Annotated in this window: 22 protein-coding genes and 1 pseudogene; 13 read left to right on the forward strand and 10 right to left on the reverse strand. The window is 71.9% G+C overall.

The features are described 5' to 3' along the window. Positions 1-46 precede the first annotated feature (46 nt). Positions 47-646, reverse strand: a complete 600-nt coding sequence (locus tag DAA34_RS00830) for a cadmium resistance transporter (protein ID WP_106817206.1) — start codon at positions 644-646, stop codon at positions 47-49. Further along, on the reverse strand, positions 643-1,002 hold the full coding sequence (gene cmtR / locus DAA34_RS00835; protein WP_106817207.1) for a Cd(II)/Pb(II)-sensing metalloregulatory transcriptional regulator CmtR: 360 nt from the start codon (positions 1,000-1,002) through the stop codon (positions 643-645). The genes DAA34_RS00830 and cmtR overlap by 4 nt, the downstream gene beginning before the upstream one ends. A 190-nt stretch (positions 1,003-1,192) precedes the next feature. On the opposite strand from cmtR, the gene DAA34_RS00840 reads away from it, so the two are divergent. The 3 genes from DAA34_RS00840 to DAA34_RS00850 are packed head-to-tail and all read left to right on the forward strand — an operon-like array spanning position 1,193 to position 4,006. Continuing rightward, complete coding sequence (locus tag DAA34_RS00840) at positions 1,193-1,780, forward strand: recombinase family protein (protein ID WP_106817208.1); 588 nt, start codon at positions 1,193-1,195, stop codon at positions 1,778-1,780. Between the two features lie 7 nt (positions 1,781-1,787). Further along, positions 1,788-3,191 carry a Mu transposase C-terminal domain-containing protein gene (locus tag DAA34_RS00845; RefSeq protein WP_106817209.1) on the forward strand — a complete coding sequence of 468 codons (1,404 nt, stop codon included), beginning with the start codon at positions 1,788-1,790 and terminating at the stop codon, positions 3,189-3,191. After that, a complete protein-coding gene (locus DAA34_RS00850) occupies positions 3,188-4,006 on the forward strand; it encodes an AAA family ATPase (protein ID WP_106817210.1) in 819 nt (272 codons plus the stop codon). The genes DAA34_RS00845 and DAA34_RS00850 overlap by 4 nt, the downstream gene beginning before the upstream one ends. A 281-nt stretch (positions 4,007-4,287) precedes the next feature. Here the strand turns inward: DAA34_RS00850 and DAA34_RS00855 are convergent, their stop codons facing one another. Both DAA34_RS00855 and DAA34_RS00860 read right to left on the reverse strand, forming a co-directional pair. Next, the gene (locus DAA34_RS00855) at positions 4,288-4,692 is read right to left on the reverse strand and encodes a type II toxin-antitoxin system VapC family toxin (RefSeq protein WP_106817211.1); all 405 of its coding nucleotides are present in this window, start codon (positions 4,690-4,692) and stop codon (positions 4,288-4,290) included. After that, entirely contained in the window at positions 4,685-4,939 is a 255-nt protein-coding gene (locus tag DAA34_RS00860) for a prevent-host-death protein (RefSeq protein WP_106817212.1), read from the reverse strand. Before DAA34_RS00860 ends, DAA34_RS00855 begins: the two co-directional genes overlap by 8 nt. A 141-nt stretch (positions 4,940-5,080) precedes the next feature. Between DAA34_RS00860 and DAA34_RS00865 the strand changes: the two are divergent. Further along, positions 5,081-5,381, forward strand: a pseudogene (locus tag DAA34_RS00865) (integrase core domain-containing protein); the annotation flags it as partial. A 326-nt stretch (positions 5,382-5,707) separates the two neighbouring features. On the opposite strand, the gene ychF reads toward DAA34_RS00865, so the two are convergent. Next, entirely contained in the window at positions 5,708-6,817 is a 1,110-nt protein-coding gene (gene ychF / locus DAA34_RS00870; RefSeq protein WP_106817213.1) for a redox-regulated ATPase YchF, read from the reverse strand. A gap of 48 nt (positions 6,818-6,865) precedes the next feature. After that, positions 6,866-7,402: an NUDIX domain-containing protein gene (locus DAA34_RS00875; protein WP_106817214.1), complete on the reverse strand. Its 537-nt coding sequence runs from the start codon at positions 7,400-7,402 to the stop codon at positions 6,866-6,868. A 64-nt stretch (positions 7,403-7,466) separates the two neighbouring features. Here DAA34_RS00875 and DAA34_RS00880 point away from each other — a divergent pair, with 64 nt between their 5' ends. Then, positions 7,467-8,417 (forward strand): DUF389 domain-containing protein, encoded by a 951-nt coding sequence (locus DAA34_RS00880; RefSeq protein WP_106817215.1) that lies wholly within the window; start codon positions 7,467-7,469, stop codon positions 8,415-8,417. A 38-nt stretch (positions 8,418-8,455) separates the two neighbouring features. Then, the gene (locus DAA34_RS00885; RefSeq protein WP_106817216.1) at positions 8,456-9,688 is read left to right on the forward strand and encodes a DNA recombination protein RmuC; all 1,233 of its coding nucleotides are present in this window, start codon (positions 8,456-8,458) and stop codon (positions 9,686-9,688) included. On the opposite strand, the gene DAA34_RS00890 is transcribed toward DAA34_RS00885, so the two are convergent. Beyond that, positions 9,669-10,730, reverse strand: a complete 1,062-nt coding sequence (locus tag DAA34_RS00890) for a 4-hydroxy-3-methylbut-2-enyl diphosphate reductase (protein ID WP_106817217.1) — start codon at positions 10,728-10,730, stop codon at positions 9,669-9,671. The two genes, DAA34_RS00885 and DAA34_RS00890, sit on opposite strands and share 20 nt — an antisense overlap. A 152-nt stretch (positions 10,731-10,882) precedes the next feature. Here DAA34_RS00890 and pabB point away from each other — a divergent pair, with 152 nt between their 5' ends. The 3 genes from pabB (at position 10,883) to DAA34_RS00905 (ending at position 14,017) form a co-directional block, all read left to right on the forward strand. Continuing rightward, entirely contained in the window at positions 10,883-12,394 is a 1,512-nt protein-coding gene (gene pabB / locus DAA34_RS00895; RefSeq protein WP_234354048.1) for an aminodeoxychorismate synthase component I, read from the forward strand. Between the two features lie 79 nt (positions 12,395-12,473). Then, on the forward strand, positions 12,474-13,724 hold the full coding sequence (gene xseA, locus DAA34_RS00900) for an exodeoxyribonuclease VII large subunit (RefSeq protein WP_106819623.1): 1,251 nt from the start codon (positions 12,474-12,476) through the stop codon (positions 13,722-13,724). Positions 13,725-13,735: 11 nt separating this feature from the next. Continuing rightward, positions 13,736-14,017, forward strand: coding sequence for an exodeoxyribonuclease VII small subunit (locus tag DAA34_RS00905; RefSeq protein WP_106817219.1), 282 nt, complete (start codon positions 13,736-13,738; stop codon positions 14,015-14,017). Between the two features lie 7 nt (positions 14,018-14,024). Here the strand turns inward: DAA34_RS00905 and DAA34_RS00910 are convergent, their stop codons facing one another. Continuing rightward, positions 14,025-14,606 (reverse strand): DUF4245 domain-containing protein, encoded by a 582-nt coding sequence (locus DAA34_RS00910; protein ID WP_106817220.1) that lies wholly within the window; start codon positions 14,604-14,606, stop codon positions 14,025-14,027. Between the two features lie 132 nt (positions 14,607-14,738). On the opposite strand from DAA34_RS00910, the gene glpX reads away from it, so the two are divergent. Then, positions 14,739-15,770: a class II fructose-bisphosphatase gene (glpX, locus tag DAA34_RS00915; protein ID WP_106817221.1), complete on the forward strand. Its 1,032-nt coding sequence runs from the start codon at positions 14,739-14,741 to the stop codon at positions 15,768-15,770. After that, entirely contained in the window at positions 15,767-16,696 is a 930-nt protein-coding gene (locus DAA34_RS00920) for a carbohydrate kinase family protein (RefSeq protein ID WP_234354049.1), read from the forward strand. Before glpX ends, DAA34_RS00920 begins: the two co-directional genes overlap by 4 nt. On the opposite strand, the gene DAA34_RS00925 is transcribed toward DAA34_RS00920, so the two are convergent. Next, complete coding sequence (locus DAA34_RS00925) at positions 16,666-17,427, reverse strand: SDR family oxidoreductase (protein ID WP_106817222.1); 762 nt, start codon at positions 17,425-17,427, stop codon at positions 16,666-16,668. The genes DAA34_RS00920 and DAA34_RS00925 overlap by 31 nt on opposite strands. 65 nt (positions 17,428-17,492) lie before the next feature. Between DAA34_RS00925 and DAA34_RS00930 the strand changes: the two genes are divergently transcribed. Together DAA34_RS00930 and DAA34_RS00935 are read left to right on the forward strand one after the other, a co-directional pair. Then, positions 17,493-19,211: a fumarate hydratase gene (locus tag DAA34_RS00930; RefSeq protein WP_106817223.1), complete on the forward strand. Its 1,719-nt coding sequence runs from the start codon at positions 17,493-17,495 to the stop codon at positions 19,209-19,211. A gap of 2 nt (positions 19,212-19,213) precedes the next feature. Continuing rightward, a complete protein-coding gene (locus DAA34_RS00935; protein WP_106817224.1) occupies positions 19,214-19,840 on the forward strand; it encodes a carbonic anhydrase in 627 nt (208 codons plus the stop codon). Positions 19,841-19,861: 21 nt separating this feature from the next. Here DAA34_RS00935 and glmM read toward each other — a convergent pair whose 3' ends face one another. Then, entirely contained in the window at positions 19,862-21,211 is a 1,350-nt protein-coding gene (gene glmM, locus DAA34_RS00940) for a phosphoglucosamine mutase (RefSeq protein ID WP_106817225.1), read from the reverse strand. Positions 21,212-21,298: the final 87 nt, after the last annotated feature.

Raw genomic sequence — 21,298 nt, forward strand, 5'->3', positions numbered from 1 at the left:
GCGTGCAGTCTCTCAACCGAGATGCGTCATGGGCCGGGGCAGGGCGTCAGAGGCCGAAGGCTCCGCCGCTGACGAGGATGACGATGCCCAGGCCGATCAGAACGATCGGGAACAGCACGTGTTCCCAGCGTTCGAGGACTTCGGCGATCGGTCGGCGCGTGGCGGTGAACTTGGCCAGCATGACGAGGATCGCGACGAGCAGGAGGAAGACGACACAGTAGGCGACCACGGCTACAGGTCCCACGTTGAGGAAGACCGGGACGTAGACGCCGATGTTGTCTCCTCCGTTGGCGAAGGTGACCGCGGCGACGGTCAAGACGCCGACGTTCTTGCCCTCAACCTTGGCGTCATCGTCATCGTCGTCGCTCCCGCGCCAGGCCCGCCATGCGGCCCACAGGCCTAGGGCCAGGGGGATGAGCCCGAAGTAGGGGATGGCTTCTTCAGGAAGGAATGCTCCCGCGCCCAGTGACACGAGCACGGCGGTGCCCAGGATGCCGGCGAACCCGAGGTACTGGCCTGCGGTGATCCGGGCCGTCGTCCCGCGTTGCCCTGCGCCCCGGGCGAAGAACAGCGAGAGCACGATGATGTCGTCGATGTTGGTGGCAACGAACAGGCCGATCGCCTGCAGGACCGAGGAAACGATCACGCGTCAGGCTCCGCGTTGGCGCACCCGGGAACAGGGCAGGCAGGATCGATGCAGGGAGCGTTCTCGTTCACGGCGAGGGTGACCTCGACCAGTGCGTTGAGCGCCCGTGCCAGGTGCGGGTCGGCGATCTCGTAACGTGTCTGGCGGCCCTCGGGCTCGGCGACCACGATGCCGCAGTCGCGCAGGCAAGCCAGATGGTTCGACACGTTCGAGCGCGTCAGCCCGAGGTCGCGTGCCAGCTCTGCCGGATAGGCGGGCCGCTCCAACAACGCCATCAGGAGCCGTGACCGTGTTGGGTCGGCCATTGCCCGGCCCAACCGGTTCATCACGTCCAGGCGAGTAGCAATGATCAGCATGTGCTGAACTATACAGCACTGACTGAACCGGCAGCCTGTGCCGCAAACGAACGATTCCGCTACACGCGCCGGAGGGCCGGGCGGCGCGCGTCGTCGACGAGGCGCCTGATGTAGCGGAACTGCGTGCCGAAAACTACGGCGCGATACTTCCCGTGTCGGACGGGTTTCGCGTCGACGCGAGGGGCATCTCCTGGGGTACGCGCGCGTGTCGACAACCGATCAGGACGCGTCGCTGCAGGTCGATGCGCTGACCAAGGCCGGGTGCTACCGGGTGTTCGTCGACACCGGCTCCGGGTCGCTGCAGCACCGGCCGGAGCTGGACAAGCTGCTGGACCAGCTGCGCCCGGGGGACACCCTGGTGGTGTGGCGGCTGGACCGGCTCGGCCGGTCGATCCGCCACCTGATCGACCAGCTGCAGGTCCTGGCCGACCGCGGCGTGGGGTTCCGGTCGTTGCAGGAGACCATCGACACCACCTCCCCAGGCGGACGGTTGGTGTTTCACGTCTTCGCGGCACTGGCCGAGTTCGAGCGCGACCTGATCCGAGAGCGCACCAACGCCGGCCTGGCGGCCGCTCGTGCTCGGGGCCGCAGCGGTGGGCGGCCGTCGGCGTTGTCCGCGGACCAGGTCCGGGCGGCCCGACGGATGTATGAGCAGAAGGACATGACCGTCGCCCAGATCGGGCAGGTGCTCGGCGTCTCCCGCACCACCATCTACCGGGCCCTGAACCGCGCGCCCGCCGCAGCGGCCCCGTCACGACGAGCCACGAGCGCCGTGTAGGCCGGCCGTGGACGCGGACGGGCGATGGCAGATCCTGCGGCTGCATGTCGAGGACCAGGTCCCGCTCGCCGCGCTGGCCCGTCACCACGGCCTGGGAGTGCGCACGCTGGAACGCTGGCATGCCCGCTACCGCGCCGGCGGCCTGTCGGCCCTGGGCCGAGTGCCGCGGGCGGACGCGGGCGGGCATCACCTGCCGGCGGACCTCATCGCGCTAATCGAAGGGCTCGGGCTGACCCGGCCCCGCCCACCGATCGCCGCGATCCACCGGACGGTGGTGAAGGTCTGCGCCGGCACCGCGTGGCCGGTCCCGTCCTACGGCGTCGTCCGGTCGATCATCACCGCCCTGGACCCCGGCATGGTCACCCTCGCCCTCGAGGGAGCAGGCTCCTACCGGGACAAGTACGAGCTCGCGTTGCGGCGGACGGCCGACCGCCCCAACGCGATGTGGCAGGCCGACCACACCTTGCTGGACATCGTGCTCGTCGGCACGGACGGCAAGCCGGCCCGGCCGTGGCTGACCGTCGTGATGGACGACTGCTCCCGCGCGATCTGCGGCTACACGGTCTTCTTCGGTGCGCCGTCAACGATGCACACCGCCCTGGCGCTACGGCAGGCGATCTGGCCCAAGGCCGACCCCCGGTGGCCGATGTGCGGCATCCCCGACCTGTTGTACGTCGACCACGGGTCGGACTTCACCAGCGACCACCTGGCCCGCACCGCCGTCGACCTGCACATCCGCCTGATCCACTCCGCCGTCGCGCGACCCCAAGGGCGAGGCAAGGTCGAGCGCTTCTTCGGCACGGTCAACACCGAGCTGCTCACCACCCTGCCCGGACACCTCCACAGCGGCGCGGAGCGCTGGCCCGCGCCAGCCCTGTCCTTGGCTGACCTCGACGCCGCCGTCGGGGCGTTCGTCCTGGACTACAACGACCGCGCCCACGGCGAGCTCGGCGTCTCGCCGCGGTCGGCGTGGATCGCCGACGGCTGGCTGCCACGCCTTCCCGACAGCCTCCAGGCGCTGGACGGGCTGCTGCTGACCGTGGCCCGATCCAGGACGGTGCGCCGCGACGGCATCCACTTCCAAGGCATGCGCTACGTCTCACCGACCCTCGCCGGCTTCGTCGGCCGCCCCGTGGTCATCCGCTACGACCCCAGAGACATCACCGAGATCCGCGTCTTCGACCACGACCAGTTCCTGTGCACCGCCGTCGATCAGGAACACCACGCCAAGCAGATCAGCCTCAAGGACGTCCAGGCCGCCCGCAACGCCCGTCGCCGCGCCCTGCGCCGAGGCATCAACGAGCGGATCGCCGTCGTCGCCGCCCACACCCCCGACGCCCCTGCCAGGCCCGTGCCGCCGCGCGTGCCGACCGTGGCGCGGCTCAAGGTCTACAAGGAGGAGCTCAGGTGAGCGAACGCTTCATCGTCACCAAGGAGCACCGCCGCTTCACCGAGTTCGCCGACTCCGTCCGGCGCGGGCGCACCATCGGGCTGTGCTTCGGGCCGGCCGGGGTCGGCAAGACCGTCTCCGCACGCCGCTACGCCCACTGGGACCAAGCCCACGAGCTGCTCACCGACTGGGGCCCGCGCTGCGATGACGACGCCAAGATCTACGCCGCGCTGGCCAAGAACCGCACCGCCCTGTACACCCCCGGGGTCCTGACCACCCCGCGGCTGCTGCGCGAGGACCTGGACCGGATCATCACGCGCACCAGCATCTGCATCCAGCAGCACGTCGAAGCCCCCGACCGCATCCCCTTGGACCGGTGGGGCACCCGGCGCACCAGCAACTACGTCCAGCTCGTTATCGTCGACGAGTCCGAACGCCTGAGCCCCACCGCGCTCGAGCTCCTACGGGACCGCTGCGACCGCGACCAGATCGCCCTGATCCTCATCGGCATGCCCGGGCTGGAGAAGCAGTTCAGCCACTACCCCCAGTTCTACAGCCGCGTCGGCTTCGCCCACCAGTACCGGCCCCTGAGCACCGACGAGATGCTCTTCGTCCTCCAACGCCACTGGCGCTCCCTGGGCAAGACCCTCAACCCCGACGACTTCACCGACGCCCAGACCATCGCCGCGATCAGCCGCATCACCCGCGGCAACTTCCGCCTCCTGGAGCGACTCTTCCCCCAGATCGAACGCGTCCTGAAGATCAACGAGCTGCAGACCATCACCAACGACGTCGTCGAAGCCGCCGCCAGCACCCTCGTCATCGGAGTCAACTAACCGTGCCCCTGAGCGGCTGAAGACCGCCGCCACTCACCGGAGAAAGTCACACACGAGCCACGCCCGTCACGGCCCGTCGGGGCCGTGCCGAGCCCATGGGCGCCCCGGTTGTGCACGCCCAACTCGGACGTTGAGCGGAACTCCACCCAGTTCCGTACCCGATTGGCACCACGCCGAGCGCCGGAGCACGAAGTCGTCACCAGAGGGCGTTCACCGCTCACCGACCTGCTCCAGCGCCCCGCCGTCCCCCTCCCACCGGCTGTCATGGGGTGGTAGGGCCTTCATAGGGCCACGACGTCAAGGACTGGCTCAAGGCCGGAGAAATCGTCCGGATTGCGCGTGTAGAGAGGCAGATCCTCGGCGACGGCCACACTGGCGATCAGGAGGTCAACAAAGCGTCGGCGGGGTTGACGACCCGCCGCGACCACTGCGGCGTAGACACGCCCGTACGCTCGGGCGGCTTCCGCTCCAAAGGCAATGGGCTCAAACGCCGCCTCCACCCGTTGCAGGCGATCCTGCCGACGGGCTCGCTCGGCGCGGTCCTCGGTGGCCGCGGGACCGGCGGACAGCTCCGCCAGGGTGACCGCACAGATCGCCACCCGCTGCGGCAGCAGCGCGGCGTCCAAGTGGCCCAGGTCGATGACGACGGACGTATCCAGCAGGCCGGCCTCACGCGGCTCAGGCACGAGGTTCCATGTCCTGGTCCGTTGCGGCATCGAGGTCGTTCACGAACCGTCGTCGGTCGATCTCGGGTGCGCCGCGGAAGATCTCCGCCACGACCGCCCGGTCGACCAGTCGATGGCGGCGCAGCGGACGCAGCTCGCCAACGGGGGCTGCATGTCGCGTGACGACGAAGGATCGCCCGGCATCCAGCTCACGCATGATGCGCCCACTGTCGTTGCGCAGCTCCCGCTGGCTGATCGTCTCGGACATGTATCCAGCGTAGCGCCCTGTGCTACGGAGATCGCCACCGTGCAGCCACCAGTTCGGTGTGAGCCGATCTGCCTCACGACGCGGTCGGGACGACACTTACGAGCCTCCACCGAACCCGGAGCGATTCACTGCAGACCGGCAAGGGGGTCGCAATCTCGAAGCCGGAAGTTCGTCCACGCTCTGCACCGCCGCAGCACGGATCTGCGGCAGGCGACCCGTCGGCGCAGCCGGCGACAACGCCGCGATGGAGTCCTTCTTCGCCCTGCTCCAGAAGAACGTCCTGGACCGCCGGCCCTGGACGACCCGTCAGGAGCTGCGCATCGCCATCGTTACCTGGATCGAGAGGACCTACCACCGCCGTCGCAGGCAAGACGCTCTCGGCCGATTGACCCCCATCGAGTACGAGACCATCATGACCACACCGGCCGCTCACGCAGCCTGACCCAACCTGTCACCTACCCGTGCAGCGGTCCCGAGCGCCCGAGCCCGGGACGGCAATGAGGGGCTTCGCGCAATCGTTCACGAGCCGCTTCATCGCAGCATCGAGAACGGCGGAGGTGAAGACGATCGCGGACCGTACAGCATCCTGCTCCACCGTCGCCTTTCGGCCGACCGGTGACTGATGTCAAGACCGGAGGTTCTGTTCGAGGACCGCTGCCGCGCCAGAAAGCCCCGTCACGGACACGTGTGCCCGCCCTAGGATCCGATGTGCAACACGGATCTGCGGCAGGCGACCCGTCGGCGCAGCCCCAAGAGCGGGAAGGTGGCTCACTTCTTACTCCCAGACGTCAGTCCCGTTCGGAACTCGACGACGTCACCGTCCTGCATGACGTAGTCCTTGCCCTCCATGCGCACGCGGCCTGCCTCCTTGGCCTTGACCATCGACCCGGCGGCGTCGAGGTCGTCGAAGGAGACGACCTCGGCCTTGATGAAACCGCGCTCGAAGTCGGTGTGGATGACCCCCGCGGCCTGCGGCGCCGTCCACCCCTTGCGGATCGTCCACGCCCGCGACTCCTTCGGCCCCGCGGTGAGGTAGGTCTGCAGCCCGAGGGTGTGGAACCCCTTGTGCGCGAGCTGGTCGAGGCCCCGCTCGCTGACGCCGACCGACTCGAGCAGCTCGGCAGCGTCCTCGTCGTCGAGCTCGGCGACCTCGGACTCGAGCTTGGCGTTGAGGAAGATCGCCTCGGCCGGCTCGACGAGCGCCTGCATCTCCGCCTGGAACGCCTCGTCGGTCAGCTGGTCCTCGTCGACGTTGAAGACGTAGAGGAACGGCTTGGTCGTCAGCAGCCCGAGGGTGCGGGCGTGCACCGGGTCGATGTCGGAGGCGCCGCCGGCCATCGCCTGGAAGAGGGTCCGGCCCTCCTCGAGGACGGTCCGCGCAGCGAGAGCGGTGTCGAGGACGGCCTTGTCGGTCTTCTTGCCCTTGACCTCCTTCTCGATCCGCGGGATCGCGTTCTCGAGGGTCTGGAGGTCGGCGAGGATGAGCTCGGTGTTGATCGTCTCCATGTCGGAGGCGGGGGCGACCTTGCCGTCGACGTGGGTGACGTCGTCGTCGACGAAGGCGCGGACGACCTGGCAGATCGCGTCGGCCTCGCGGATGTTCGCGAGGAACTTGTTGCCCAGGCCCTCACCCTCGCTCGCGCCGCGGACGATGCCGGCGATGTCGACGAAGCTCACCGTCGCCGGGAGGACCTTCTCGCTGCCGAAGATCTCCGCGAGGCGCTGCAGCCGCGGGTCCGGCAGCGGGACGACGCCGACGTTGGGCTCGATCGTCGCGAACGGGTAGTTCGCGGCGAGGACGTCGTTCTTGGTCAAGGCGTTGAACATCGTCGACTTGCCGACGTTGGGGAGCCCGACGATTCCGATGGTGAGTGCCACGGGGACGAGAGTCTAGTGCGCTGCCGGTCCACCGCGGCCCGCGCGACGTCAGGCCCGCGGGAGGCCGTCCTCGAGGTAGACCGTGCCCGGGCCGGCGGCCAGGACCGAACCGAGCATCCGGGCGACGTACGGCGCCACGTGCTCGCCCAGCTCCTCCGGCGGGCACCAGTGGACGGCCTTGATCTCCTTGGCCAGCAGCGTCATCCCCGCGACGACGTCGGCCGGGCGTTCCCCGAGGTCGAACAGGCACAGCACCGCGTCGTCCCAGCCGCGGTACGGCGGCAGCCAGTTCACGGCCCGCAGCTGGCCCACCGGCCACTCGACGCCGAGCTCCTCGGAGATCTCCCGCCGCACGCACGTCGCAGGCGACTCCTTCGGGTCGACGACGCCGCCCGGCAGGTCCCACTCCTTCTTGTACGCCAGCTCGCACAGGAGGATCTCGCCGCGCTCGTTGCGCACGAGGCCCTGGGCAATGTTCCGCTTCTTCGGCAGCCGCGAGTTGAGGATGCCGATGAACCGTCGCCGCCCGTCCTCGGTCGCGAGGTCGGGGCGCCGGGCGCCGGGGGGTGCTGCGTCATCGGCCATGCGTCGACGCTACCCGCGGGCCCGGACATCGGCGAACGCACCGGCGCCGCCCTAGGCTTCGCGCGTGATCGTGCACCTGCGGCTGTCGACCCCCGCCGACATGACGGACCCGGTCGTGGGCCTGCTCGTCGAGGACCCGCGCGTCACCGACGTCACCCTCGTCCGCGGCGCCGGGATCGAGCCACCCCGAGACGTCGTCGAGGCCGACGTCGCCCGTGAGGCGGCCTCGGACGTCCTCGGGACCCTCACCCGCATGGGGCTGGGGACCCGGGGCGGCATCTCGATGACTGAGACGACCGTGGCACCGTGCGAGTCCGCCCGGGAGCTCGAGCGGCAGGCGGTCGGCTCGCCGGACGACGCGGTCATCTGGGACGTCGTCCTCTCCCACGCCGAGTCGGCCACCCGCCACACCGTGTCCTTCCACGCCTTCCTCACCCTCGCGACCGCCCTCGCCGCGATCGCCGTCATCACCGACTCCCCCGTCCTCGTCGTCGGCGCGATGGTCGTCGGGCCGGAGTTCTCCACGATCGCCGCGATCTGCTGCGGCCTCGCGTTCGGGCGCTGGCTGCTCGCGTGGCGGGCCCTGGTGATGCTCGTGATCGGATTCGCGGGCGCGATCGCCGTCGTCACCCTCGTCTCGTTCGTCTCGCACGAGCTGGGGATGTTCACGCGGGAGCAGGTGACCGCCCCGCGTCCGCTCACCGGCTTCATCTGGCACCCGGACCGGTGGTCGTTCGTCGTCGCGCTGCTCGCCGGGGCGGCCGGCGCGCTCGCCGCGACCATCGGCCGGGCCGAGGCGATGGTCGGAGTGTTCATCTCCGTGACGACCGTCCCGGCGGCTGGGAACCTCGCGCTCGCCCTGGGCGCCCGGGCGCCGGAGGAGATCACCGGCTCGGTGCTGCAGCTGATCGTCAACGTCACGGGCATGGTGCTCGCCGGGACGGCCGTCATCCTCGCCCAGCGACTCGTCTGGTCCCGGCTCGGACGGATGGGGCGCAGCACCGCTGGCCATTGACCCGCGGCGTTGTCGGACGTCGGCGGGACGCTGTGCGCATGACTCCGACGTGGACGCTGACGCTGGCCATCGCCCTGGTCTCCGCCCTGCTCGCCGGGGTGGTCTCCGCCCTGCTCGCCCGGGCGTCGGCGACCGCCTCGACGCGGGTGCGTCTGGCGGCCGCCGAGACCGAGCGGGACGTCCTGCGCGATCGGGTCGTCGACCTCGAGGCCAGCGTCGCGGACTCCGCGGAGACGTCAGCAGCGCTGGCGCCGGTGCGCGAGGCACTGACCCGCGTCGAACGGCACGTCGACCGGATCGACCGCGAGCGCGTCGACCAGTTCGCGGCGGTCCGGGAGGCGCTGGTCCGGGTCGGCGAGTCCTCCGACGCCGTCGGCCGGGAGGCCGCCTCGATCGCCGGGTCGTTGCGCGCGTCGTCGGTACGCGGTTCCTGGGGCGAGGTGCAGCTGCGCCGGGTGCTCGAGGCCTCGGGGATGCTCCACCGCTGCGACTTCGACACCCAGGTGTCCCTCCCCCACCCTGCGGGCGGGGTGGTCCGGCCCGACGCGATCGTCGCGCTGCCCGGAGGGCGACGCTGCGCGCTCGACGCCAAGGCCCCGATGGAACGCTTCCTCGCCGCCCAGGCGGCCGACCTGCCCGATGCCGAGCGTGCGCAGCACCTGAGGGCCCACGCGGACGCGCTCGCGGGGCACGTCAAGGCGCTGGCGGGCAAGGCGTACTGGCGGGCCATCGAGCCTGCGCCGGAGTTCGTCATCGCCTTCGTCCCGTCCGAGCCGGTGCTGGCCGTCGCGCTCGACCACCGGCCGGGGCTGGTGGAGGAAGCCCTCGACGCGCGGGTGGTCCTCGCGTCGCCGGCGACGTTGCACGCCGTGCTGCGGGCGCTGGCGTTCGCCTGGCAGCAGGACGCCCTCGCCGACAACGCGCGCGAGCTCCTCGCCGTCGGTGCCGAGCTCCACTCGCGGATCGGGACGCTCGCCGAGCACACCGGACGTCTGGGCCGGTCGCTGAGGTCGAGCGTGGAGGCCTACAACAAGTTCGTCGGCACCTTGGAGTCCCGGGTGCTCATCACCGCTCGGTCGATGCGCGATCTCGGCACCGGCGGTGACGAGATCGGTTCGCCCCCCGCCGTCGAGGCCACACCCCGGGTCCTCACCGCGCCCGAGCTCATCGCCCCCGAGATGTCCGACCCGCGGGGTGTGGCCGCGGAGCCGTCCGCCCAGGAGCAGGATGCGCTCCGACCTCGGCTCGAGGTCAGTGGAGCGGGTCGGTGACGCCGTCGGTGGCCGCGGCCGCGTCGTGGGTCATCTTGTCCGACATCCCCGCGGCCTTGAGGTCGCGCCGGATCTCGTTCGGCAGCGCGAACGTCAGGGACTCCTCCGCGGCGATGACCGGCTCCGGGTCCCCGAACCCGCGCTCGGTGAGGAAGGCGAGAACGTCGCGGACGAGGATCTCCGGCACCGAGGCGCCGGAGGTGACGCCGACGGTCGACACGCCCTCGAGCCACGCCTCGTCGATCTCCTCGGCGTAGTCGACGAGATGACCTGCCCGCGCGCCGTGCTCGAGCGCGACCTCGACGAGCCGGACCGAGTTCGAGGAGTTCCGCGACCCGACGACGAGCATGAGATCGCAGTCCGCTGCCATCTGCTTCACCGCGAGCTGACGGTTCTGCGTCGCGTAGCAGATGTCGTCGCTCGGCGGGTCCTGCAGGTTCGGGAAGCGCTCACGCAGCCGCCGGACGGTCTCCATCGTCTCGTCCACCGACAGGGTGGTCTGGGAGAGCCACACGACCTTGTCCGGGTTCCGGACGACGACGTTGTCGACGTCGTCCGGCCCGTCGACGAGCGTGATGTGATCGGGTGCCTCGCCCGAGGTGCCGATCACCTCCTCGTGGCCGTCATGGCCGATGAGGAGGATGTCGTGGTCGCTCTCGGCGAACCGCACGGCCTCCCGGTGGACCTTCGTCACGAGCGGGCAGGTCGCGTCGATCGTCCGCAGGGACAGCGCCCGGGCCTCCTCGTGGACGACCGGGGCGACGCCGTGGGCGGAGAAGACGACCGTCGCGCCCTCGGGCACCTCGTCGGTCTCCTCGACGAAGATCGCGCCGCGCTGCTGCAGCGTCGAGACGACGTGCTTGTTGTGGACGATCTCCTTGCGGACGTACACCGGCGGGCCGTACAGCTCGAGGGCCTTCTCGACGGTGACGACCGCCCGGTCGACCCCGGCGCAGTACCCCCGTGGCGCAGCGAGGAGCACCCGCTTCGCGGTCTCGGCGGCACTCTCGGGCGCGGTCGGTACGGTCGCGGCGTCGGTCATGCCCCCATCGTAGGGATGGTTCCGCAACGCCCCCTGAACCCGCCACCCTCCCCCGCAATTGCGCGCGCAATTGACATCCACGCGCGATATCTCACGCGCAGATGCCCCGTTTCGCGCGCGCACGTGGTGCGCCGCCGGGTGACCATGGACCGATGATCCCCGGTGACGAGTACCCGCGAGCGAGCCGCGCGCGGCACCCGGGACCGCACCGGCGCGTCGAGTGGCGGCGCATCGAGGGCGCCCCCGACCCCGAACGGCTCCACGCCGCGCTCGCGCTCGACCCGCGGGCCTCGTTCTGGCTCGACAGCTCCGACGCCGGCGCCGCCGTACCCCCGGACGGGCGGATCTCGATCATGGGTGATGCCTCCGGTCCGCTCGCCGAGGTCCTCCGCTACGACGTCGCCGCTGCGCGGTGGGACGTGCGCACGGCCGCGGGCCGCCACACCGTCCGCGCCGCCTTCCACGACCACCTCCGCTCACTGCTGGCCAGCTGCCCCGTCGCCGTCCCGGAGGACCTCCCCATCGACTTCGCCCTCGGCTGGGTCGGCGCGCTCGGGTACCAGCTCAAGGACGAGCGGATGCACCCGCCGCCCCACCGCTCGACGCATCCCGACGCGGCGCTGATCCTCGCCGACCGCGCCGTCGTCCTCGACCACGCCAGCGCGACCGTCCTGCTCCTGGCGCTCGTCGACGACGCCCTGCCCCACACCGCGTCCGCCGCCGCCGAGTGGTTCGCCCGCACGTCGGCGACGATCAAGGCCACGCCCGCAGCCACCGCCGAGCCCCTAGAACCCCCGCCACCGTGCCTCGACCGCACCCCCGCAGCAACCCCGCCCCGGTTCCGCCTCGACCAGGACGAGGCCTCCTACATCGCGAGCATCGAGCGCTGCCTGGAACACATCCGCGCGGGCGACTCCTACGAGATCTGCCTGACGAACATGGCGACCGGTGCCCCGTTGGCCGACCCGGCAGCCGCCTACCGCGCCCTTCGCCGCACGAGCCCCGTCCCGTACGGCGCGCTCCTGCGATTCGACGACCTCGCGATCCTCTCCGCCTCGCCCGAACGCTTCCTCCGCGTCACCGGCGACGGCACGGTGCAGACCCGGCCGATCAAGGGCACCCGCCCGCGCGGCTCGACCAAGGCCGAGGACGCGCGCCTCCGGCAGGACCTGGCCACGCATCCGAAGGACCTCGCCGAGAACCTCATGATCGTCGATCTGCTGCGCAACGACCTCAGCCGCGTGTGCGTCCCCGGCACCGTCCGCACGGACGACCTCTTCCGCGTCGAGACCTTCTCCCACGTCCACCAGCTCGTGAGCACGGTCTCCGGCACGCTCCGCGCCGGCCGAAACGCCGTCGACGCGCTCGAGGCCGCGTTCCCCGGCGGTTCGATGACCGGCGCGCCGAAGATCCGGACGACGGAGATCTCGGACTCCCTCGAGCATCGCGCGCGCGGCTTCTACTCCGGCGCGATCGGGTGGATCTCCTTCACCGGCACGGCCGACCTCGCCATCACGATCCGCACGCTCGTCAGCGACGCGAGCGCCACCACCTTCGGTGTCGGGGGCGCGATCGTCGCCGACTCCGACCCCGGGGCCGAGGTGGAGGAGACGCGGGTCAAGGCGCGCGCCCTGCTCGCGGCCCTCGGTGCCGAGCTCGTCTGAACCGACCGGGGACGAGCGCCTCGTCCTCGGAGCAGGGGCCGCTGTCGGTGAGCACGCCTAGGGTGACCGCGTGGACGCGATGCAACCGAGCCCGGGGACCGCCCTGCCCGCGCGCGCCGCGGACACCAGCCCCGAGCGCCCGTGGCCGGTCCGGTACCTCTCGCTCAAGGTCGGCGAGTACATCGACCGCATGCCGGTGACCTGGGTCGAGGGCCAGGTCGTCCAGCTCAACCGCCGCCCCGGCGCCCGCACCGCCTACCTCACCCTGCGCGACACCGACGCCGACATGTCGCTCTCGTGCAGCGTCCGCGTCCTCGCCCTCGACGCGATGCCCGCGCCGCTGACCCAGGGGTCGCGGGTCGTCATCCAGACGAAGGCCGAGTACTGGGCCGGCCGCGGCTCCCTCACCTTCGACGTCCGCCAGATCCGCCCCGTCGGGGTCGGGGAGCTGCTCGCACGGATCGAGTACCTCAAGCAGAACCTCGCAGCCGAGGGACTCTTCGACGCACGCCGCAAGCGTCCGCTGCCCTTCCTGCCGCGCCGCATCGGCATGATCTGCGGGCGCGCGAGCGCGGCCGAGCGGGACGTCGTCGAGAACGTCCGCCGCCGGTGGCCGTCGGCCCGGTTCGAGGTGCGACAGGTCGCGGTCCAAGGGGTCGGGGCGGTCGAGGAGGTCGCGGGCGCGTTGCGGGAGCTCGATGCCCACCCCGAGGTCGACGTCGTCGTCATCACCCGCGGCGGCGGCAGCGTCGAGGACCTGCTCCCCTTCAGCAACGAAGCCCTCGTGCGCGCCGTCTCCGCCGCCCGCACCCCCGTCGTCTCGGCGATCGGCCACGAGGTCGACACCCCGCTGCTCGACCTCGTCGCCGACCTGAGGGCATCCACACCGACCGACGCCGCTCGAGCGGTCGTCCCCGACGCCGTCGAGCAGACGCGCACCATCGCCGACCTCCGAGCCCGAGCCCGCGCCGCCCAGGAGCGCCGGATCGACGCCGGACGCCGCGCCGTCGCCGCGCTCGTCGAACGCCCCGTCATGGCGGACCGGGTGGCGGTCTTCGACCGGCACCGGGAACGCCTCGAGCACCTCACGGCGCGGCTGCGGCACCTGCGGGCCGTACGGCTCGACCGCGAGCGCGACCGCACCGTGCACCTCCTGGCCCAGGTGCGTCTGCTCGCCCCCCGCTCGACCCTCGACCGCGGGTACGCAATCGTCCAGCACCCGGACGGCACCATCGTCCGCAGCCGCGAGCAGGTCTCCCCCGGCGAGCTGCTCCGCGTGCGGGTCGGCGACGGCGACTTCACGGTCCGCGTCGTCGGTGCCGACGGCTAGGGTCGGGCGCCATGAGCCGGACGAGCGACCAGCCCGAGACCTCCGACGCCACCACCCCGGACGCCGAGACCACGGACTCCGAGGCCCTCGACGCCGACGTCGCCGGTCTGGGGTACGAGGAGGCCAGGGACGAGCTCTCCGCCATCGTCGCGCGGCTCGAGTCGGGGCAGGTCGGGCTCGAGGAGTCGATGCGGCTGTGGGCCCGCGGCGAGGCCCTCGCGGCGCGGTGCACGGTCTGGCTGGACCGGGCCCAGGCATCCCTCGACGGCACCCCCGAGCCGGCCGGGGAGTGACGCCGGATCAGCGGTCGGGCGTCGACCCCGGCGTCGGCCGCACGTCGGTGAGCGCCTCCGCGAACCTCTCGAGCTGTTCGTAGCTCGCGGTCCCGGTGACGAGGGTGGTCACGGCCTTGGGGTCCTTGGGCCGGTCGAGCAGCGAGCGCTGGTCCTTGTCGACCCGCTCGAGCCGCTCCCACCGGCGTCCGTCCGCACCCGTCCACACCCCGCCCGGCGGCGGGTCGATCGTCTGCGCCGAGACCCAGTTGTCCGTGGCGCCGACGACCTGCTGGACGGCGACGTGGCGGCCGTCCGGCGTCGTGTACCCGGCGTGCCACATCATCAGCCCGTCGGTGGACCGGACGTACCGGGCGCTCGTCGCGGTCCACCCGTCGCCGAGCCCGTCCGGGACGGCGACGGCACGGCCGGTCCGGTCGGCGACCCCCTGGGCCGCGACGCGGTCGTCGACGGTCTGCGGGGTCACGCTGTTCACCCGTCCGACGCCGAGGAAGGCCACCGCGAGGATCGCGCAGATGACGAGCAGGGACCGCAGCATGTTCGCCACGGACCCGTTCGCATAGCTGCTGCGCTGCGGGGCGGTGCTCATGGCCCCATCGTCCCCGATCCGGCGCCTCCTCCGGACACCGGGTCCGAGCACCGGACAGGGCCGATGTCACACCGGTCGGCGGCCGCCTCGTCGATAGGGTGGTGAGGAAGCCTCGCCGACGAAGGAGACGCCATGAGCGACCCGACCGCCACCACCCCCGGACGGACGGGAGAGCGTCCCGACCGCAACCTCGCCCTCGAGCTCGTCCGCGTCACCGAGGCTGCCGCGCTCGCGGCCGGCCGCTGGGTGGGACGCGGCGACAAGAACGGCGCCGACGGGGTGGCCGTCGAGGCGATGCGCGAGCTCATCTCGACGGTGCACATGAGCGGGGTCGTCGTCATCGGCGAGGGCGAGAAGGACGAGGCCCCGATGCTCTTCAACGGGGAGCAGGTCGGCGACGGTCAGGGCCCCGAGTGCGACGTGGCGGTCGACCCCATCGACGGCACGACGCTCACCAGCAAGGGCATGTCGAACGCCGTGTCCGTCCTCGCCGTCTCCGACCGCGGCGCGATGTACGACCCGAGCGCGGTCTTCTACATGGACAAGCTCGTCACCGGGCCCGAGGCGGCGGACGTCGTCGACATCCGGCTGCCGGTCAAGGAGAACCTCCGCCGCATCGCCAAGGCGAAGAAGGAGTCGGTCGAGGACGTCACCGTCGTCCTCCTCGACCGCCCGCGCCACGAGGGCCTCGCGCAGGAGATCCGCGACGCCGGCGCGCGCATCCGGTTCATCTCCGACGGTGACGTCGCCGGCGCGATCATGGCAGCGCGCGAGACGACCGGCATCGACCTGCTCCTGGGCATCGGCGGGACGCCCGAGGGCATCATCACGGCCTGCGCGATCAAGTGCCTCGGCGGCGTCATCCAGGGCCGCCTCGCGCCGCGCGACGACGAGGAGCGGCAGAAGGCGATCGACGCCGGTCACGACCTCGACGCCGTCCTGTCGACCGACGACCTCGTCCGCAGCGAGAACTGCTTCTTCGTCGCCACGGGCATCACCGACGGGGAGCTCCTGCGCGGCGTCCGCTACCGGGCCGGCGGTGCGACGACGCACTCGCTGGTCATGCGGAGCAAGTCGGGCACCATCCGCGTCATCGAGAGCCACCACCAGCTGCGCAAGCTCAGCTCGTACAGCGCCCTCGACTTCGGCGGCGCTGGCGCGTGAGCACCGACCGGCCGGGCGTGCTCGTCGTCGGCGAGGCGCTCGTCGACGTCGTCACCCCGGCCGCGTCGCCGACGACGGAGCACGTCGGCGGATCGCCGGCGAACGTCGCGCTCGGCCTCGCGCGACTGGGCCACCCCACCGGGCTCGTCGCGTGCCTCGGGAACGACGCGCGGGGCGCGGCCGTGCGTGAGCACCTGGCTCGTGGCGGCGTCGAGCTCGACGCGCGGCCGATCGCCACGACGGGCACGGCGAGCGCGCGCCTCGACGTGCACGGTGCTGCCGAGTACGCCTTCGACCTCGCGTGGGCACCCGGACCGATCGCGCTCCCGCCCGGGACCGGTCACGTCCACACCGGGTCCCTGGCCGCCGCGCTCGACCCGGGCGCGGCTGACGTGCTGCGCCTGCTCGACGAGGTCCTAGCCACCGGGACCGTCTCGTTCGACCCGAACGTCCGTCCGTCGATCACGCCGGACCGCACGGTCGTGGCCGAGCGGGTGGCGGAGGTCGCTCGCCGCGCCGACGTCGTCAAGGCGTCGGCGGAGGATCTCGCGTGGCTCCACCCCGACCGACCGGAGGACGCGGTCGTCGCCGAGCTGCTCGACACCGGCCCCTGGCTCGTCGTCGTCACCGACGCCGGTGCCGGGGTGCGCTGGTGGACGGCCGCGGCGCCGGACTCCCCCGGCACGCGAGCCGCCCGGGACGTCGACGTCCTCGACACCGTCGGCGCGGGCGACTCGTTCATGGCGGGGCTCGTCTCCGGCCTCCTCGACGCCGGGCTCCTCGGCGCGCCCCGCGGGTCGGCGCACCGCGGCATCGGCGCCGACGACACCCGCATCGTCACGGCGATCGAACGTGGCCTGGCGACGTCGGCCGTCACCGTCTCGCGTGCCGGGGCCTACGCCCCCGTCCGCACCGAGCTCTCCTGAGCTCGCTCACCCCGGCGGGCGGCCGGCCCGGGACGGATGGACAGCATGTCGATGTTCGCGTCGGGCCCGATCGTCAGGGCGAGCCGGACCGCGGCCGCGACCGACTCCGGGCGCAGGAACTCCTCGGCGTCGTACTCCCGCCCCTCCTGGGCCACGAGCTGGCGCTGCATGTCGGTGTCGACCCGGCCGGGGTGGATCGAGGCGACCCGGATCCCGTCGGGTCGGAGCTCCTCCCGCAGGACGTCGGTGAGTGCGGTGAGCGCGAACTTCGAGGCCGGGTAGCTCCCACCCGTCCCGCTCGCCCGCAGCCCGCTGCCGGAGTTAATCGTCACGACGGTCCCGCGACTGGCCCGCAGCGACGGCAGGAGGAGTCGGGTGAGGTCGGCGACCGCCACGACGTTCGTCTCGAGCACCCCTCGCCAGTCCGAGCGGCGCAGCTCGTCGGTCGCGCCGAGACCCACGACCCCGGCGGAGTGGACGATCGCGTCGAGCCGCGGGTCGTCGGCGAGGAACGCCTCGACCGCCGCCGTCGTCGCCGCCTCATCGTCCAGGTCGACGACGAACGGGGACACCGCCGCGCTCCGGTCGCCGACCTCGACGGCGAGCGTCTCGACCGCGTCGGCGGACCGCCCGCCGAGCACGAGGTCGTGGTCCGCCGCCAGGTCGAGGGCGATCGCCAGGCCGATCCCGCGGGTGGCGCCGGTGACGAGGACACGGGGTCGGGAGGTCATGGGTCGATCGTAGGAGCGCACCCCGCCGTAGGCTGGCCGGTGGCCCTGACAGAAGGAGATCGACGATGGCCGAGTTCGCGTACGAGGACCTGCTCCCGGGGGCCGGTGGCAACGGTGAGCCCCAGACCCCGTGGCGCCTGCTGACGACCGAGGGCGTCGAGGTCGTCGAGGGCCCGGGCGGCCGCCGCTTCCTCCAGGTCGCGCCCGAGCCCCTGCGCCTGCTCGCCGAGACCGCGATGCACGACATCGCGCACTACCTCCGCCCGGGCCACCTCGGACAGCTGCGGAAGATCCTCGAGGACCCCGAGGCGAGCGACAACGACAAGTTCGTCGCCCTCGACCTGCTGAAGAACGCGAACATCGCCGCGGGCGGGATCCTGCCGATGTGCCAGGACACGGGCACGGCGATCGTCATGGGCAAGCGCGGGCAGCACGTCCTCACCGAGGGCCATGACGAGCGCGCCCTCTCCCGCGGCATCTACGACGCGTACACCCGCCTCAACCTGCGCTACAGCCAGATGGCGCCGGTGACGATGTGGGACGAGAAGAACACCGGCAGCAACCTCCCCGCCCAGATCGAGCTCTACGCCGACACCGACCCCGAGCACGAGCTCATGTACAAGCTGCTGTTCTTCGCCAAGGGCGGAGGCAGCGCGAACAAGTCGTTCCTGTACCAGGAGACGAAGGCCGTCCTCAACCCGGACGGGATGATGCGTTTCCTCGACGAGAAGCTGCGCGCCCTCGGCACCGCGGCCTGCCCGCCGTACCACCTCGCCGTCGTCATCGGCGGCACGAGCGCGGAGTTCGCCCTGAAGACGGCGAAGTACGCCAGCGCCCGCTACCTCGACCACATCCCCACCACCGGCGACCCCGCCACGGGGCACGGCTTCCGCGACGTCGAGCTCGAGGCGAAGGTCCACGAGCTGACCCGCTCGTTCGGTATCGGCGCGCAGTTCGGCGGCAAGTACTTCTGCCATGACGTCCGCGTCATCCGGCTCCCCCGCCACGGCGCCTCGCTGCCCGTCGCCGTCGCCGTCTCCTGCTCCGCGGACCGTCAGGCCGTCGCGCAGATCACCCCCGACGGCGTCTTCCTCGAGCAGCTGGAGACCGAGCCGGCGCACTACCTTCCGGACGTCACCCACGAGGCGCTCACCGGGGCGGGCGCCGACGGATCCGTGACCAGCGACGAGGCCGTCGCGATCGATCTGTCCCGCCCGATGGACGAGATCCGCGCGGAGCTGAGCAAGCACCCGGTCAAGACCCGCCTGTCGCTCACGGGCACGCTCGTCGTCGCCCGGGACATCGCTCACGCGAAGATCAAGGAACGGCTCGACGCCGGTGAGCCGATGCCCGCGTACCTGCGCGACCACCCGGTGTACTACGCGGGCCCGGCGAAGACCCCCGAGGGCATGGCGAGCGGGTCGTTCGGCCCGACGACCGCCGGCCGGATGGACTCCTACGTCGACCAGTTCCAGGCGGCGGGGGGCTCGATGGTCATGCTCGCGAAGGGCAACCGCAGCCAGCAGGTGACGGACGCGTGCGCGACGCACGGGGGGTTCTACCTCGGCTCGATCGGCGGCCCGGCCGCACGACTGGCCCAGGACTGCATCAAGAGCGTCGAGGTGCTGGAGTACCCCGAGCTCGGGATGGAGGCCATCTGGAAGATCGACGTGGAGGACTTCCCCGCCTTCATCGTCGTCGACGACAAGGGCAACGACTTCTTCGCCGCGGTCCGGCAACCATCGGTGCCGACCATCGGCGTGCGCCCGGGATTGGAGAAGTGACCATGGCACGGCCCACCACCCCCGCCGAGGCCTGGGCGGAGCTCGCCGCGGGCAACGACCGGTTCATCGCCGGCGACCGCGAGCACCCGCACCAGGACGTCCACGACCGCGAGGCGCTCGCCGACGGGCAGGCACCCTTCGCCGTGTTCTTCGGCTGCGCGGACTCGCGCGTGGCGGCGGAGATCATCTTCGACCAGGGCTTGGGCGACCTCTTCGTCGTCCGGACCGCCGGGCACGTCGTCGACCCGGCCGTGCTCGGCTCGCTCGAGTTCGGCGTCGGGGTCCTCGGCGCACCGCTCATCGTCGTCCTCGGACACGACTCGTGCGGTGCCGTCAAGGCGACGATCGACGCCGAGGCGACCGGAGACCTGCCGCCGGGCTTCCTGCGCGACATCGTCGAGCGGGTCATGCCCTCGGTCCTCACCTCGCACCGCGAGGGCGACGCCGAGCCGGACGACGTCATGCGCCGTCACGTCCGCGAGACCTGCCAGCTCCTCGCCGAGCGTTCGACGGTCATCGCCGACGGCGTCCGCAACGGGACCCTGGCGATCGTCGGCGCCGAGTACGCGCTGGCCGAGGGCCGCGCGCGCGTCGTCACCGAGGTCGGCACCGCCGGCGCGACCGCCTGATCGACACCGGCCGCCGGGGCGTCAGAGCGCGAGCCGCTCCCGGACGACCCCGGCGAGCCGGTCGGCGACCTCCCGGGCGTGCTCCTGCGTGCCCGCCTCGACCATGACGCGGACGACCGGCTCGGTCCCGGACTTGCGCAGCAGCACGCGACCGCCGTCGCCGAGCGCCGCGGACTCGGTCGCGACCGCCTCCTGCACCCCGGCGTCGGCCTCGACCCGGTCCTTGTCGACGCCCTTGACGTTGACGAGCACCTGGGGCAGGCGCGTCATCACCCCGGCGAGCTCGGCGAGCGAGCGCCCAGTCTCGGCGACCCGACTGGCGAGGAAGAGCCCGGTGAGGACGCCGTCGCCGGTGGTGCCGTGCTCGAGCATGATGACGTGGCCGGACTGCTCCCCGCCGAGGGAGTGGCCGCTCGCGCGCATCTCCTCGAGGACGTAGCGGTCGCCCACGGCCGTCTGCTTCACCGTGACACCCGCGGCGGTCATCGCGTTGAGCAGGCCGAGGTTGGACATCACGGTGGCGACGAGGGTGTCCTCGTGCAGCTGCCCGCGGTCCTTCAGCGCGAGCGCCAGGATCGCCATGATCTGGTCCCCGTCGACCTCGGTGCCGCTGGCATCGACGGCCAGGCAGCGGTCGGCGTCGCCGTCGTGGGCGATGCCGAGGTCGGCGCCGCGGTCGACGACGGCGGCCCTGAGCTGCTCGAGGTGGGTCGACCCGTAGCCGTCGTTGATGTTGAGGCCGTCGGGGCTCGCGCCGATGACGTCGACCGTCGCACCGGCCAGCCGGAAGACCTCCGGGCTCACCTGGCTCGCCGCGCCGTGGGCCGCGTCGATGACGACGTGCAGCCCGTCGAGCCGGTGCGGCACGGCGGCGAGGAGGTGGGTGATGTACCGGGTCGCGCCGTCCACCATGGGGACGATCCGACCCACCGCGGCACCCGTGGGGCGCTCACCGACCTCGCCCATCCGGGCCTCGATCGCGTCCTCGACTGCGTCGGGGAGCTTGTGCCCGCCACGGGCGAAGAACTTGATGCCGTTGTCCGGCATCGCGTTGTGCGAGGCCGAGAGCATGACGCCGAGGTCGGCGTCGAGGTCGGCGGTGAGGAAGGCGACCGCCGGGGTCGGCACGACGCCGACGTCGTGGACGTCGACGCCCGCCGAGGCGAGACCGGCGACGACGGCGGCGGAGAGGAACTCGCCCGAGGCGCGGGGGTCGCGACCGACGACGGCCTTGGGCCGGCGTCCCGCGGCGGGCTCGGCGTCGCGCAGGACGTGGGCGGCGGCGACGGCGAGGGACATCGCGGTCTCGGCCGTGACGACGGGGCCGTTCGCGAGGCCGCGCACGCCGTCCGTTCCGAAGAGTCGAGCCATGGACGAACCTTCCGTGCAGGATCCGGGGTGACCGGCGGCAGCAACCGCGACCGGCCGGGGCCTGCGCGACGATACCCGCCGGGCAGT

Source organism: Janibacter massiliensis (assembly GCF_900289115.1).
GTDB lineage: Bacteria > Actinomycetota > Actinomycetes > Actinomycetales > Dermatophilaceae > Janibacter_A > Janibacter_A massiliensis.